Annotated in this window: 16 protein-coding genes; 12 read left to right on the top strand and 4 right to left on the bottom strand. The window is 69.1% G+C overall.

What is annotated here, in order from left to right; genetic code table 11:
• Nucleotides 1–14: 14 nt before the first annotated feature.
• A complete protein-coding gene (locus ACIO52_RS17305; protein WP_218721596.1) occupies nucleotides 15–833 on the top strand; it encodes a MerR family transcriptional regulator in 819 nt (272 codons plus the stop codon).
• Between the two features lie 9 nt (nucleotides 834–842).
• Here ACIO52_RS17305 and ACIO52_RS17300 read toward each other — a convergent pair whose 3' ends face one another.
• Complete coding sequence (locus tag ACIO52_RS17300) at nucleotides 843–2,111, bottom strand: acyltransferase (protein WP_402644870.1); 1,269 nt, start codon at nucleotides 2,109–2,111, stop codon at nucleotides 843–845.
• Between the two features lie 128 nt (nucleotides 2,112–2,239).
• Complete coding sequence (locus ACIO52_RS17295) at nucleotides 2,240–3,640, bottom strand: glycine--tRNA ligase (RefSeq protein ID WP_378827429.1); 1,401 nt, start codon at nucleotides 3,638–3,640, stop codon at nucleotides 2,240–2,242.
• Here ACIO52_RS17295 and ACIO52_RS17290 point away from each other — a divergent pair.
• The 10 genes from ACIO52_RS17290 to ACIO52_RS17245 all read left to right on the top strand — a co-directional run bounded on the left by ACIO52_RS17290 (nucleotide 3,600) and on the right by ACIO52_RS17245 (nucleotide 10,626).
• Nucleotides 3,600–3,848, top strand: a complete 249-nt coding sequence (locus ACIO52_RS17290) for a hypothetical protein (protein ID WP_316573923.1) — start codon at nucleotides 3,600–3,602, stop codon at nucleotides 3,846–3,848. The genes ACIO52_RS17295 and ACIO52_RS17290 overlap by 41 nt on opposite strands.
• 11 nt (nucleotides 3,849–3,859) lie before the next feature.
• Entirely contained in the window at nucleotides 3,860–4,210 is a 351-nt protein-coding gene (locus tag ACIO52_RS17285) for a helix-turn-helix transcriptional regulator (RefSeq protein ID WP_218721590.1), read from the top strand.
• A gap of 4 nt (nucleotides 4,211–4,214) precedes the next feature.
• Nucleotides 4,215–4,664 carry a Fur family transcriptional regulator gene (locus ACIO52_RS17280; RefSeq protein WP_218721588.1) on the top strand — a complete coding sequence of 150 codons (450 nt, stop codon included), beginning with the start codon at nucleotides 4,215–4,217 and terminating at the stop codon, nucleotides 4,662–4,664.
• A 128-nt stretch (nucleotides 4,665–4,792) separates the two neighbouring features.
• Entirely contained in the window at nucleotides 4,793–5,083 is a 291-nt protein-coding gene (locus ACIO52_RS17275) for a hypothetical protein (protein WP_218721587.1), read from the top strand.
• Nucleotides 5,083–6,939, top strand: a complete 1,857-nt coding sequence (locus ACIO52_RS17270; RefSeq protein ID WP_402644866.1) for an alpha/beta hydrolase — start codon at nucleotides 5,083–5,085, stop codon at nucleotides 6,937–6,939. The genes ACIO52_RS17275 and ACIO52_RS17270 overlap by 1 nt, the downstream gene beginning before the upstream one ends.
• Nucleotides 6,936–7,445, top strand: a complete 510-nt coding sequence (locus ACIO52_RS17265) for a hypothetical protein (protein WP_402644863.1) — start codon at nucleotides 6,936–6,938, stop codon at nucleotides 7,443–7,445. Before ACIO52_RS17270 ends, ACIO52_RS17265 begins: the two co-directional genes overlap by 4 nt.
• Before the next feature lie 147 nt (nucleotides 7,446–7,592).
• Nucleotides 7,593–8,165 carry a DUF3558 domain-containing protein gene (locus tag ACIO52_RS17260; protein WP_402644860.1) on the top strand — a complete coding sequence of 191 codons (573 nt, stop codon included), beginning with the start codon at nucleotides 7,593–7,595 and terminating at the stop codon, nucleotides 8,163–8,165.
• A 10-nt stretch (nucleotides 8,166–8,175) separates the two neighbouring features.
• On the top strand, nucleotides 8,176–8,556 hold the full coding sequence (locus ACIO52_RS17255; protein WP_402644858.1) for a hypothetical protein: 381 nt from the start codon (nucleotides 8,176–8,178) through the stop codon (nucleotides 8,554–8,556).
• Complete coding sequence (locus ACIO52_RS17250) at nucleotides 8,553–9,869, top strand: hypothetical protein (RefSeq protein ID WP_402644855.1); 1,317 nt, start codon at nucleotides 8,553–8,555, stop codon at nucleotides 9,867–9,869. Before ACIO52_RS17255 ends, ACIO52_RS17250 begins: the two co-directional genes overlap by 4 nt.
• Nucleotides 9,856–10,626, top strand: a complete 771-nt coding sequence (locus ACIO52_RS17245; RefSeq protein ID WP_218715958.1) for an ESX secretion-associated protein EspG — start codon at nucleotides 9,856–9,858, stop codon at nucleotides 10,624–10,626. Before ACIO52_RS17250 ends, ACIO52_RS17245 begins: the two co-directional genes overlap by 14 nt.
• Nucleotides 10,627–10,632: 6 nt before the next feature.
• Here ACIO52_RS17245 and ACIO52_RS17240 read toward each other — a convergent pair whose 3' ends face one another.
• Nucleotides 10,633–11,436, bottom strand: a complete 804-nt coding sequence (locus ACIO52_RS17240; RefSeq protein WP_316573918.1) for a hypothetical protein — start codon at nucleotides 11,434–11,436, stop codon at nucleotides 10,633–10,635.
• A gap of 172 nt (nucleotides 11,437–11,608) precedes the next feature.
• Here ACIO52_RS17240 and ACIO52_RS17235 point away from each other — a divergent pair, with 172 nt between their 5' ends.
• Entirely contained in the window at nucleotides 11,609–13,219 is a 1,611-nt protein-coding gene (locus ACIO52_RS17235; protein WP_402644851.1) for a GMC family oxidoreductase, read from the top strand.
• Between the two features lie 109 nt (nucleotides 13,220–13,328).
• Here the strand turns inward: ACIO52_RS17235 and ACIO52_RS17230 are convergent, their stop codons facing one another.
• Nucleotides 13,329–14,303 carry a hypothetical protein gene (locus ACIO52_RS17230; RefSeq protein WP_402644848.1) on the bottom strand — a complete coding sequence of 325 codons (975 nt, stop codon included), beginning with the start codon at nucleotides 14,301–14,303 and terminating at the stop codon, nucleotides 13,329–13,331.
• Nucleotides 14,304–14,371 lie beyond the last annotated feature (68 nt).

Below are 14,371 nucleotides of genomic sequence, written 5' to 3'. Positions count from 1 at the left end.
CACCGGAAGGCGTCATGTTCAGTATCGGAGATTTCGCCAGACACGGTCAGGTGTCGGTGCGCATGCTGCGCCACTACGACGCCGTGGGGTTGTTGCGGCCGGCCCGGGTCGACCCGGCCACCGGCTACCGGTTCTACACGGCCGCGCAGCTGGCCCGGCTCAACCGGATCGTCGCGCTCAAGGAGCTCGGCTTCACGCTCGAGCAGGTGGGCCGGATGCTCGATCCGGGACCTGCCCCGGAGGAACTGCGCGGCATGCTCACCCTGCGCCGGGCGGAGCTGGAGCAGCGGATCGCGGCCGACCACGCCCGGTTGACCGATGTCGAGGCGAGACTCCGAATCATCGAGAAGGAGGGCGTCATGCCCGAACAAGAGGTGGTGCTCAAGCCGGTCGCCGCGGTGCGGGTGGCCGAATCGACCGGATCGGCGGCGGGTTTCGAGCCACAGGCGATCAGTCCGGTGATCCAGCCGCTGTTCGGCGATCTCGCCGACCGGCTGGCGCAGGCCGGCATCGCGATCGCGGGACCGGCGATCGCCTATTACGACGCGCGCGAAGACGGCACCGTCGGGGTGCACGCCTGCATCCCGGTCGCGGTGGAACCCGAAGCGGCGCCGGGATTCTCGATCGTCGACCTGCCCGCGCTGCCGACGGCGGCCACGACCGTCTACCACGGCGATGTCGCCGGGATCGGCACGGCGTGGCAGGCGCTGGGCCGCTGGGTGGAGGACAACGGCTACCGCACCGCGGCGCCGGTCCGCGAGGTCACCCTGGCGTGGACGCCCGATCCCGCGGGCTGGGTCACCGAGTTGCAGGAGCCGCTCGCGCCCCGCTGACGGTCGGCCTCAGGCGGTCGCGGCCTCGTGATCGGCCCGCCAGGTCAGCTCGGCGGCGACCGCCGACAGCAGTTCGGCGGCCCGCACGCCGCCGCCGAGTCTGCCGATGGTCAGCCTGCCCAGGAAGGTGTAGACCAGGAACGTGACCGCCGCCGAGGCGCCGGTCGAGGGCCGCGGATGCGCGGACAGGTAGACGATCTCGTAGTCGTCGAGGATCAGCCCCGCCGGAGCGCGGAAGGCGGGCACCGTGCCGGTATTGGTGAGCGCGATGTGCCCGGCCGTCGAGTGGACGCGGGTGGGGCCGAAGAAGTCGGGAAAATGCAGCACCGACTGTTCGATCACGCCGGTGGCCAGGTCGTCGTGCAGGTGCGTGCCGATCCGGCGGGCCAGGGCGACGAGGTCGTCGGTGTCGACGACATCCGTGGTGAAGGCGGCGAGGCCGGAGATGTTCGTGCCCGCGGCCGCCGCGAGCGGCGGTTCGAGTCGCCTGCGCAGGTCGACCGGGTAGACGCAGCCGACCTGGGTCACGTCGTAGACCGACGCGAACGCGCGCAGCACTGCCGCGGTGACCAGCCCGTTCACACTCACCGCGTGCGTGCGGGCCTGCTCGAGCACACGGGCGGTCTCGGTCGGGTCGAGCTGGATGCGCGCGGGCCTGGCCAGCGCGGGGGTGGCGGGCGGCGACGGCTCGACGAGCCCCACCGCGTCGGCGACGACCAGCGGCCGGGTGACGGTCTCCAGTCCCGAGCGCGGTCCGCGTTCGGTCCCCCGCTGCGCCAGCAGCGACTCCACCGACACCGGGTACTCCCGTGGCCCGGCCGCGATCGACCCGGTCTCCACGTGATCGGTGTAGTACCCCCACAGCCGCGCGAACAGCTCCACGCAGTGCCCCGCGTCGGCGACGCTGTGGTGCACGAACAGGGTGACCCTGGCCCGATCCTCCTCGGCCAGCACCACATCCAGATAGCCCAGCTGTGCGGCGGGATCCATCGACTCGGTGGGAATCCGGACCTCGTCGGGCTCGCCGAAACTCACCCACGCGCCGACGGGCTCGATGTGCCCGGGACGCAACAGGATTCCGTTCTCCTCGGCGTCCTCGACGATCCGGCACACCAGGATCGGGAAGGCGCGCTGCAGCGCCGCGAACGCCGCGCCGAGGGCGGCCGCGTCGAGTTCACCGCGCAGGGTCACCGAGCGCCCGGTGAAGGTGGCGTGCCGAACGAATCGTTGTTCCGACGGGTCGAGCCCCCGCAGCACGTCTTCCGGTTCCCACAGCACAACGGAAAGAGTGAGGCACGCGGCCGGGCGACGCAAACCGCCGGGTACGCACTGTGATCACCTCCACGCCCCGCAACGCGAGGAGCCCGCATCGCGCGTGGCGATACGGGCTCTGCGTCGGTCTGGTGTCAGGCGCCGAGGAGGCGGGTGGCGAGGTAGGACTCCACCTTGTCCAGGGCGATGCGCTCCTGCGCCATCGAGTCGCGCTCGCGGATCGTGACGGCCTGATCGTCGAGGGTGTCGAAGTCGACGGTGATGCAGAACGGGGTGCCGATCTCGTCCTGGCGACGGTAGCGGCGGCCGATGGCACCGGCATCGTCGAAGTCGACGTTCCAGTGCTTGCGCAGCTGCGCGGCGAGGTCCTTGGCCTTGGGCGTCAGGTCCGCGTTGCGCGACAGCGGCAGCACCGCGGCCTTGACCGGCGACAGGCGCGGGTCAAGCCGCAGGCTGATCCGCTCCTCGGTGGTGCCCTTGGCGGTGGGCACCTGGTCGACGGTGTAGGCGTCGACCAGGAACGCCATCAGCGAGCGGGTCAGACCGGCCGCGGGCTCGATGACGTACGGGATGTAGCGCTCACCAGAGGCCTGATCGAAGTAGCTCAGGTCGGTGCCCGAGTGCTCCGAGTGCGTGCGCAGGTCGTAGTCGGTGCGGTTGGCGATGCCCTCGAGCTCGCCCCACTCGCTGCCCTGGAAGCGGAAGCGGTACTCGATATCGGTGGTGCCGGCCGAGTAGTGCGACAGCTTTTCCTTGGGATGGTCGTAGAGGCGCAGGTTGTCGGGATCGATGCCGAGGTCGGTGTACCAGGCCAGGCGGGTCTCGATCCAGTACTTGTGCCACTCGGCGTCTTCGCCGGGCTTGACGAAGAACTCCATCTCCATCTGTTCGAACTCGCGGGTCCGGAAGATGAAGTTGCCGGGGGTGATCTCGTTGCGGAAGCTCTTGCCGATCTGGGCGATGCCGAACGGCGGCTTCTTGCGCGCGGTGGTCTCGACGTTCTTGTAATTGACGAAGATGCCCTGCGCGGTCTCGGGGCGCAGGTAGTGCAGGCCCTCTTCGTCGTCGACCGGGCCGAGGAAGGTCTTGAGCAGGCCGGAGAAGTTCTTCGGCTCGGTCCACTTGCCGGGCTGACCGGTCTCGGGGTCGTTGATGTCGGCCAGGCCGTTGGCCGGCGGGTGGCCGTGCTTCTCCTCGTACGCCTCGAGCAGGTGGTCGGCGCGGTAGCGCTTGTGCGTGTGCAGCGACTCGACCAGCGGATCGGAGAAGGTCTCGACGTGGCCGGAGGCCTCCCAGACCTGGCGCGGCAGGATCACCGAGGAGTCCAGACCGACGACGTCGTCGCGGCTGGTCACCATGGTGCGCCACCACTGCCGCTTGATGTTCTCCTTCAGTTCGACGCCCAGCGGACCGTAGTCCCACGCCGACTTGGTGCCTCCGTAGATCTCACCGCACGGGTAAACCAGGCCCCGGCGCTTGGCGAGGTTGGCAACGGTGTCCACCTTCGACTTGGGTGCCACGCGAGATTTCTCCATCCCTTGGGAGTCGGACAAGTATGCCGACAAGCGTATCGGCACCGGCCGACCGGTCGTGCACCGCACGGGCGAAGTAGCGCCCCGACGGCCGCTCGACGGCGGGTTCACCGTCGAAACGGTCGTCCGGCGACTGCCGATCGCCCCAGCTCAGCGCGTCACGTTCGACATGCGCACGTCTGCATGTCAAAATGGCATCGGTTTCCATTAAGGAGTTGGTTGATGACCACCGATGCCACGGCCGCACACGCGCACACCCCGTACCACTCCCCCGCCCCCGCCACGGTGCCCGCGCGCCAGGTACTCGAGGACGCGGGTGAGCTGCTGCGCGCGCTGGCCGCCCCGGTGCGGATCGCGATCGTGCTGCAGCTGCGCGAGTCGCCGCGCTGTGTGCACGAGCTGGTCGACGCCCTCGGGGTCACCCAGCCGCTGGTCAGCCAGCACCTGCGCATCCTCAAGTCGGCGGGCGTCGTACACGGCGAACGCTCGGGTCGCGAGGTGCTCTACGAACTCGTCGACGACCACCTCGCGCACATCGTCGTCGACGCCGTCGCCCACGCCGAGGAAGGGTAATCCATTGGCAGACAATCCCTCCGGCAAGCAGGTCGGAGTCCGCAGCACCCGGCAGCGCAGCGCGATCTCGGCGCTGCTCAGCGATATCGACGAGTTCCGGTCCGCCCAGGAACTGCACGACGAGCTCCGCAAGCGCGGTGAGGGCATCGGCCTGACCACCGTCTACCGGACCCTGCAGTCGCTGGCCGACGCGGGCATGGTCGACGTGCTGCGCACCGACTCCGGCGAGTCCGTCTACCGCCAGTGCTCGAGCGGGCACCACCACCATCTGGTCTGCCGCCACTGCGGCCGCACCGTCGAGGTCGAGGGCCCGACGGTCGAGGCGTGGGCTGCGACGATCGCGGGCGAACACGGCTTCACCGAGGTCAGCCACACCCTGGAGATCTTCGGCACCTGCCGTGACTGCGTCGATGCGCGCGCCCGCGCACAGAAGGACGAGACCGCGACGGTCTAGTTTTTGTGACTCACATCACATGATGGAACCCTCGGTTCGACAGCTCCGTCCAACCTTCACGAAGAGACCGATCCGCACGGTGGTACCGACGGCCCGTGGCCGCCTCGGCGCCGAAGGAGGGGGCAATCGTGAGCACACTCGGTGTCGAACCCGATCAACTGACAGCGCTGGCGACGACGTGGCGGCAGGAGGCCGACGAGGTCGGCGAGCTCGCCTGGACCGCCATGAGCGAGGCCACCGGCGACGGCAGTGACGTCCTGGCCACCGTCCGCGGCCTGGCCGATCCCGCCCAGCAGGCGATGTCGTCGATCGCGACCAGATACACCACCCTGGCCGGCCTGATCGACAAGTTCTCCGCCGACATCCAGGCCAAGGATGCCGAGATCGCGGGCGAGATCGGGAAGCTGGGATCGCGCTGATGCGCCCGACCCTCCCCCAGCTCGACGGCTGGAATCTCGACGGCCTGCACCGCGCCGCCGACACCGCCCGCGCCAATGCCGATGTGGTGTCCACCGCGGTCGACGACTGCTCACGCGCCGTCTCGACGGCGGGCGGCTGGCACGGCCGGACCAGGGACGCGGCGGGCCGGCGGATCGACGAGGAGGTCGACCACGGCTACGAGGTGCGCACCGTGCTGCTGCGGATCGCCGACGACGCCGACGACGCGTATCGGAGCCTGCAGCATGCCCGCGCCTACGTCCTCGATCAGCGGACGCTCGCCGTCGACCAGGGCTTCCAGGTCGAACCCGACGGCCGGGTCTCCCACACCGATCCCGAGCAGGAGGGCGCGGCGGGCGTCTTCCAGCTCAACCTGTTCGGCGGCCTCGACGAGATCGAGCGCCTGGACAGCCGGCTCGGTACCCGCCTGAAGGAATCACTCGCCGACCTGACCGCGATCCGCGACGGCCAGCCCGACATCACCCTCGCCGACGGCACCGTCCGCGACCCCGATGCCGTGGCGATCCAGCTGGCCGCGATGTCGGCCGACGAGCGGGCCACCTACCTGGCCGGTCTGAGCCCGGAGGCACAGCGTCAGCTGGTGATCGCCGCGCCGGAGAAGCTCGGCAATCTCAACGGCGTCCCGTTCGGCATGCGGATCGAGGCCAACGAGATCAACATCCGCAACGCGCTGACGACGGAGAAGGCGAAGCCGGACCCCGACGAATCACGGGTCAGGCAGCTCGAGGCGATGCTCGCGCCGATCCCGAACCCCGAGGGCACCGGCACGCTCACCACGGCCGCCGCCGCGACCGGCGACAACGCGACGCCCCGGCTCGACATGGTCGACCGCAAGTTCGTGATGTTCAGCACCGAGGGCAACGGGCGGATGATCGAGATGCTGGGCTCGATGAAGGCGGGCTCGCCCGGTGTCGGCGTGTACGTACCCGGCACCTCCACCAACCTCAACGGTTCCGGCTCCAATCACGTCGCCGCCTGGAATCTCGCCGACCGGACCGACAGCCCCGTCTTCCTGTATATGGAAGGCGATTTCCCGCAGAGCCTGACCAGTCTCGACGACGGTGCGCCGAGTCCCCGGTTCGCGGCCGACATGGCGCCGAAGCTGGTCGAGTTCGGGCACGAGATCGACCGGGAGGTGGGCGCGAATTCCCCGGGCACGCCGGTGACCTATGTCGGCCATTCCTACGGCGGCTCGATCGTGGGCTCCGCCGAGCAACTCGGCCTGCGCGCGGATCGCGTGCTGCACGCCTCGTCCGCGGGGACCGGCGTGTTCGACACCGGCTGGAACAACCCGAACCCGAACGTGCAGCGGTATTCGATGACGGCCCCCGGCGACCTCATCGGGGTGGTGCAGTCGTATCCCGAAGGGGGACTGACTGTTCCGGGCGGTATGCACCTGCCGGGCAACCCGCACGCATCCGAGGTGCTGGGCGGGGATCCGGACGAGGTGCCCGGCGTCACCCGCCTGGATACCGGCTTCTACAGCGGCAGTTCCGGGGAGCACGCGAACGAGGTCGTGTTCGGCGTCGAGGGGCACGGCGACTACTGGGACGACGCGGGATCGACGGCCTTCGAGAACATCGTCGGCGTCATCAAGGGCACCGACGCCATCGGCTACGTCGAGCGTGGGATCGAAACGGACTGGGTCGACATCGGATTGGGCGACAACGGCAACGGCGGCAGGGAAGCCTTCGACGCCGCGAAAGCGGCCGCCGCGGCTCGCGCTGCGTCGTCGCTGGGCATTCGGATCGACCCCTACGCACACCCACAGATCACGGACAACCCCGGCCTCGGCCCGAGGATCGATGTCGAATGAAGTCGATGACGGTTGCCACCGTAGCCATGGTGGCGGTCACGCTCGCCGGGTGTTCCGGCTGGATCTCCGAGGGTCCGACCAATCAGCAAGTCAAGGACGCCACCGGGTTGACCGTGGCCGGCGCGCGCCCCATCGTTGCCGACAATTTCGAGCTCATCTGGCCGAAGCCGATCACCGTCGAACCGGACATGGTCGATGTGGGGTCGGGCTGTCGGACCGACCCGAACTCGCTGCGGTCGGCGGGACCGCCCTGGCACCCTCGGTACGAGCGGCAGGAGCTCAACCCTTCGCAGGAGTTCATCGATCAGGCGATGGCGAATCTCGAGGCGATGACCGCCCGCGGCTTCACCCTCGTGCCCAGCCAGAATCCGGCCGAAGACCCCGTCAGCAGGTATTACCGGGACTCCCGCGGCTTCTCGGTCGCGTCGTCCCGGACGCGTGCGGGCAGGAACGACGAGGAGGTCCGGTTCATCATGGCCTCCACGTCCCCCTGCGCCGCGGAGTGACGGATCGACCGGCACGGTCGGCTGGACCCAGCACCGCGGGCCGTCGGACGACTCGGCCGCGAGATCCGGGTTCCGACTAGACTCTGCACAGCCGTCATCGCTCGGAATCGAGCGCGCAGCTGTCTACACCAGGAGGGGATGGTCGAGATGACAGTGGGAGGCCATGGGTGGAAGGCCGTCGGCATCGCCGCCCTCGGGCTGGTCGTCGCTGGTTGCGGGGGCGGCGAGAGCGGGACGGCCGCGCCGACGACCAGCGGGGTGAGCGTGGCCGCGAGCCCGACCTCGGTGGATGCCGAGGCGAAGGTGTGGGATCCGTGTTCGCTGCCGGATTCGGCGATCAGCGGAGTGGGGTTGAACGTCGGCAGCAAGAAGAAGGACGTCGCGGGCGTCGACTTCACGGGGTGGAAGACGTGCAGCTGGCAGGACTCGGCCAAGCAGTACACCTTCTCGATCCTGTCGTCGGAGCACGCACTCGCCGAATCACGTGCGCGAACCGACTTCACCGATTTCACCGAGACCACCGTCGGCGCGCACAACGCGCTGCAACTTCGCACGACCGGATCGACCCACGACCTCGGGTGCACCATCGCGGTCGAGGTCGCCAACGGATCGGTCCTTTTCAGGCTGCTGAATCGAGTCAGCGCTTCCTCACCGCCGGCGCCATGCCCAGAGGTCCGGCGGCTCACCGACAGCCTGGCACAAACTCTCCCCTCGAATTGAGTGGTGGCCAATGATTCTCGGTATCGATCCAACCCAGTGGAATCAACTGCTGGACAAGGCAAATACTGGCGAGCTCTCACTCGATCCCGAGATCGGTAGAGATCTGGACCGGACCTGCGACGATCATCTGGACCGACTGGAAGAGATCTACGCCCAGGTCGACCAGGTTCGCAACATCTCCGGTTTCGGCTCGCTCAATTCCGGTCAAGCACTCGAACGCAAGTTCTCCCTCACTGCTTCGGGAGGCGACCGAGCGTTGGATGCGGTGATCCAGCAGCACATCCATGCCGTCCAAACGGCGAAAGAGGTTGTCGCCAAAGCGATTGCCAACTTCGTCGCCCAGGACGGCGCCCTCGCCACCGACCTCTCCGCGACCGGAGAGCCGGCGTGACCTACGACGAATACAAGAGCAGAGTCATCGCCGCGCAGGAGCAGTGGAACCAGGAGCGCACCGGCATCTACAACCGGCAGCAGCAGGGCAACTACGCCACGATCTTCGGCGGCGACATCCAGCCACCACACATCACCACGCCCGACAGCTACGACAGCATGTCGCTGGCGCAGATGCAGGCGGCCGTGGCGGCGATGAAGCCGAAGCTCGTCGATGACGCGGTGACGGCGTGGGCCAATATCGGGATGAACCTGATGGGCACGTTCTCCAAGTTCAATCAGGAGTTCGCCCGCACGGTCACCGGCGCGAACGGTCACAGCGGGTGGACGGGCGCCGCCGCTTCCGCAGCGGTGGCCGCGGTGAACAACTATGCGGAGCAGTCGATTCCGCTGTCCCAGGCGGCGACGGCGATCAGCTTGAAGCTGTCGGAGATGCGGACCGGGATCGAGGAGACCCAGGCGCTCATGCCGGGTTTGACCTCGCGCGAGTCCGTCACCGGCAAGACCTTGCCCGGTGACGGGGTGATGAAGGTCGACGAGCACAACCAGAAGGAAGCCGAGGACGAGGGCCGCCGCATCCTGCGCACCGTCTACGGCCAGGTGGCTGCCCAGACCGACAACGGCGTCCCCTTCCTGCCGTCGGCGCCGACTATCACGAGCGGTACCGGCGACAACGGCGTGACAGGCGGCAACGGCGGCACGAATACCGGTGGGACACAGGACCGGACAACCGGCGGCACGAACACCGACGGCACCACGCCGGAAACGCCGGGCGAGGGCACCTCCGCCGAGGACTCCGACACCTCGTCCTCGACCACGCCGTCGTCCACCGATACCGGGTCGACCACGGCACAGAGCACCACGCCGCAGTCCACCGCACCGAGCTCGACCACACCGGGTTCGACCACACCGGGTTCGACCACGCCCGGCACCACGACCACCCCGGGGACGACCCTGGGCACGACCGCGCCGGGAGCGGGTCGCCCCACCGGCACCGGGCGAGGCTCGGGCGGCGCACCGGGCGGCGGGTCCCCGTCGACCCCGGCGCCGGGCCGCAGCGCGCCGGGCGGTCAATCCCCTGCCGCGGCGGCCGCCGCGGCAGGTCGAGCGGGTGCGGCGAGCGGAGCCCGCGGTGCGGCGGGGATGGGTGGCATGGGCGCACCGGGCGCGCGCGGCGGGTCCGACGACGAACGGACCAAGGGCGTGCCCGACTACCTGATCACCCAGGAGAACGGCGAACTATTGATCGGCACGGACGGGCTGCGGACCGTGCCCCCGGTGATCGGCGGAGACAGCGACAGTGCAGCGGGCTGAGTTCACCGGCATCGAGTTCGAGATCCTGTGGTCGGGGTACGGCCGTGACCGTCTTCCCTACCCGTTGCAGTACCGCACCGATATCGCCGACTTCGAGGAGCTGAAGCGGCATCGGGAGGCTGCGGTCGAGAATCTGCTCGGCAAATACGATCCGGCGGTCGAGCACGCGCTGGCCGTCCTGCTCGAACCCGACGCCAGGGTCGAATCCAAAGGCTATATCGGACAGGATGATTCGAATGTGGTCCGCTTCCACGGCGCGATCCGCGGTCGCGCAGGCGCGACCCTGACGCAGGCCCGCGGCCCCGCCGAGGACGTCGGCGGTGACGTCGTCATGACCTACTGCACGGCCGATCAGGTCGCCGCCCTCGCGGTCGCGGCGCTGCCCCGCGCCAAGCCGGGCACCAAGCCCCCGGTGGAGGTCCGCCGCGAACAACTCGCCGCCGAAGAGGAACACTTCGAGTACCGCGCGGGTCAGCTCAGCTCCGCCGACCAGCTCAATCGCATCTTCCGCCGCAGACGCCACGCCTTCGGCGAGATCTCGGCCTTCTCCGGCCCCGCCGTCGACGCCCGCCCCAGCCCCGGCCGCACCTTCTGGTGGATGGACTACGACGACGGTCGCTACTACGTCAAGACCGGCGATCCCATCATCGCCGAACCCCTGCCCACCGACCGCATGGTCGCCGGCATCCGCCGCATGCTCGCCCGCGCCCAGCGCTACCACCAGGAGTTCGGGGAACCCGACGAACGCCTCGCCTGAGCTCGCTCACCACCCGCCGTCGAACAGTGCCTGCAACGCGGGCACGGGTTCGGCGACCGTCGAGGTATTCGCCACCGCGACAACGACGAACACCACGGTCAGTCCCATCGTGAGCAACCCGAGCCCGGCGAGAACGCCCCGCTCCGCCGAGGACTTTCCGGCCCGCCGCCGCCACAACACCACCGTCGCGACGGCACACCCCACGGCGACCATGGACGCGATCACCACCATCGCGACGTGATAGCGCGTGAAGTCACCGATCATCATCTCGAGCGCGGGCGACGAACCCGCTGCGGCCAGCTGCCGACCGACGTCTGTCACGGTCCCCGCGAGTTCCGGACCCACCGGGTCGTCGAACAGCATCGGTAGCAGGGAAGCGTAGGGCGCCACCGCGCCTTGCACATTCGCCATCACGGCCAGCACCGCGACGAGCGCGCACGTCGTGACGCCCGCACCGGCCGCCCCGAGGGCGACGCGGCGCCCCCACCGCGCGTCCTCTTCCCGGCCGACGGCGTTCCACAACGCGACGGCCAGCACCGTCAGAACCCCCAGCAGCACCGCCGCGATCACGGCTTTGGCCACGTGATACCGAAACCAGTACGCCACCACCTCATTCAGCGCGGGCGAGAATTCCCCTGCCCCGGAACTCCAGTACCCGACGAACGCCACCCGCAACGCGTCTCGCAGCTCCCCCTCGTTTCCGATCCCGCCCGCGGAACCCCACCCCGCCGCCATCCCCGGAACGACCACGAACGAGACGCCGAGCAGCACCGCCGCAATCGCGAGCAGCCCTATCCCCCGCCCGGACATTCGCCTCACCCGCGATACCACCGCCAGACCGCCCACGACGATTCCTCCACTCAGAAACGGCCACCGCGACACCAGCAGTCGCTCACACCGATGCTAACGAGCGCTTTCTGATGTGACACGTGCCGCGCTAGAATTCGGAGGTCGTCGGGTCGACTCCCGACCGGAGAGCGCTGTGACCGAGGCCGACTACGTCGTTGTGGGAGCGGGAAGCGCAGGCTGTGCGGTCGCGCGCAGGCTCGCCGAGAGCGGCGCGTCCGTGGTGCTGCTGGAAGCGGGTGGCCCGGACGACAAGGGCTGGGCCCGAATGCTGTTCCGGATTCCCGGCGCGATCAACGTCATGCACTCGACGCCGCAGCTGAAGAAGCTGTTCGATTGGGGCGACAAGTCGATCCCGCAGCGCCACGCGCTCGGCCGCCGGATCCCCATGACGCACGGCCGGATCCTCGGCGGATCGAGTTCGGTCAACGGGATGCTCTTCGTCCGGGGTCACCGGAAGAACTTCGACGACTGGGCCGCCGAGGGCTGTCACGGGTGGGCCTACGAGGACGTCCTGCCCTATTTCCAGCGGATGGAGGACTGGGAGGACGGCGCGAGCGAATGGCGTGGGTCCGGTGGTCCGATCAAGGTCACCCGCCAGCACACCATCACCGACGCGGCGCGCGCGTTCATGGACGCCACCGAAACGCGCCTGGGTGTGCCGAGAATCGACGACTACAACGGCGAGAGCCAGGAAGGGGTCGCGGTTTTTCAGCAGAGCGCCGCGAACGGTGTGCGGTACTCCGCGGCCAAGGGCTACCTGCACGAAGATCCGCTGCCCAATCTCACCGTGCGCACGCAAGCGCGAGTGACGAAGATCGTGATCGAAGGCTCCCGCGCGACGGGCGTGCAGATCGTGGTCGACGGCGGCACGCAGGTGATCGGGGCCTCGCGCGAGGTCGTCGTCTCGGCCGGCGCGTTCGGGTCACCGAAGATTCTGCAATTGTCCGGGATCGGCCCGGCCGCGCACCTGACAGAGCACGGCATCGCCGTCGTCGCGGATCTGCCGGTGGGCGACAATCTGCACGACCACCTCTTCGTCCCCCTGTCCTTCGCGATGAATTCGGCGTTGCGCAGGCCGACGGCTCCGTATTTCCTGCGCGGTCTGGCGGCCGAACGGGTTCGTCCGGGATCGTCGTGGGCGGCCGGTTCCTCCTTCGAATCCGTCGCCTTCGTGCGCACCTCGCATGCCCACGACATTCCCGACCTGCAACTACTCAGCCTCTACTGGGTGTATCCGTCGCCGAATCAGGACTCCGACAAGCGAGTCGTTCCGGCCACCAAGAAGCCGGGTCACAGCGTCTTCCCCGCCCTCATCTACCCGGAGAGCCGTGGCACCGTGCGGTTGGCCTCGGCGGATCCGGCCGCCGCACCGCTCATCGATCCGGCGTATCTGACCGCACCCGAGGACACCGAGGTGCTGCTCGAGGGCATCGACATGGTCCGCGCGATCATGGCGGGAACCGGCGACAACGAGGGCGAAATCGTTCCCGGCGCGCCCTTCACCGACGAAGCGGCGATGCGCGAAGAACTACCGAACCGCATCCACACCGTCTATCACCCGGCCGGTTCGGTCCGCATGGGTGTCGACGAGCGCGCGGTCGTGGATCCGCAACTGCGAGTGCGCGGAATCGACGGCCTCCGAGTCGCCGACGCCTCGATCATGCCGAGCGTGACCGGCGGCAACACCAACGCGCCCACCATCATGATCGGCGAGAAATGCGCCGACCTGATCCTGAAGGGCTGAGGTTCAGCCGAACGGGTTCGATCGCTCGCACTCCTTCGACGGAAACCGGAGCGATCCGGAACGCGCCGATGTTCCGCACGAAGATTCGTGCGGAACATCGGCGGGGATGTCAGGCGGCGACGGCGACCGGGGTGGAGGTGGCGTCCGGGGCGGGCGTGGGGCGGGAGCGCAGGGCGCCCAGGCCGAGCAGGGCGAGACCGGCAGCCGACCAGGTGAGCAGGACCGCGAGGGGGGCCAGGGCGCCCGCGCCGTCGAAGTAGGCGACCGAACGGAGCAGGGACGCGGCCGCGCCGGGCGGGCACAGCTGGCCGATGGTGCCCCAGGGCTGCGGGAGGAGTTCGGGGGCGGAGGTGGCGGCGGAGAACGGGTTGCCGATGAGGAGCATGGTCAGGGCACCCAGGCCGATACCGGGGCGGCCGATCGCGGCGGCCAGGCCGACGAGGGTGGCGGCGACGGCGAACGCGGCCAGGCCGGCGATCGCGGCGAGTTCCAGGTAGGAGCCGGGAACGATCGAGAGCCAGGTGTGGAAGACCAGGGTGCTGAGCAGACCGCCGGCGACAGCGAAGGTGACCAGGCCGACAAGCCGGGCGGCGAAACCGGGGATCAGCAGGGTGAGCAGCACACCCGCGGCGATGCCGGACATCACCAGGGGCAGCACCATCGAGCCGAAGCCGGCGCCGCGCGGGTCGTCGGGGTCGGTGGCGACGACGTCCTGGACCGGCGTGGCGGGCGCGCCGCCGAACTGCTGGGCCAGGGCGGTGAGTTGCTGGGCGACCGCGGGTGAGGCGGCCGAGGCGACCAGGACCTGCGGTGCGCCCTGGCCGGTGACGATGGCGCCGTAGACCTCGTTGTCGGTGAGCGCGGTGCGGGCGGCGTCCGCGTCGGCGAGGGTGGTGATCTCGAAGGCGTCGGGGCTGCGCTGCTGCAGCTGCTGGGTGACCTGCGCGGCCTGCGGACCGGTGACGGCGATGGGCAGGTCGCGCGGAGCGAGGTTGACGGCGGGCCAGGCGAAGGCGATCAGGAGCAGAGCCTGCAGCGCGGTGGCCGCGAGACCGAGCGCGACCGCTCGTCGAGTGATCGTCATGGCGGTTCTCCCCTTAAAGCGAATGTTCGTTCTTTTTGGTGGTTCCACGGTGGCATCGAGAGCCCGCG

This window comes from Nocardia sp. NPDC087230 (assembly GCF_044744725.1).
Classification (GTDB): domain Bacteria; phylum Actinomycetota; class Actinomycetes; order Mycobacteriales; family Mycobacteriaceae; genus Nocardia; species Nocardia canadensis.
This window is presented reverse-complemented; position numbering and strand designations above follow the sequence as displayed.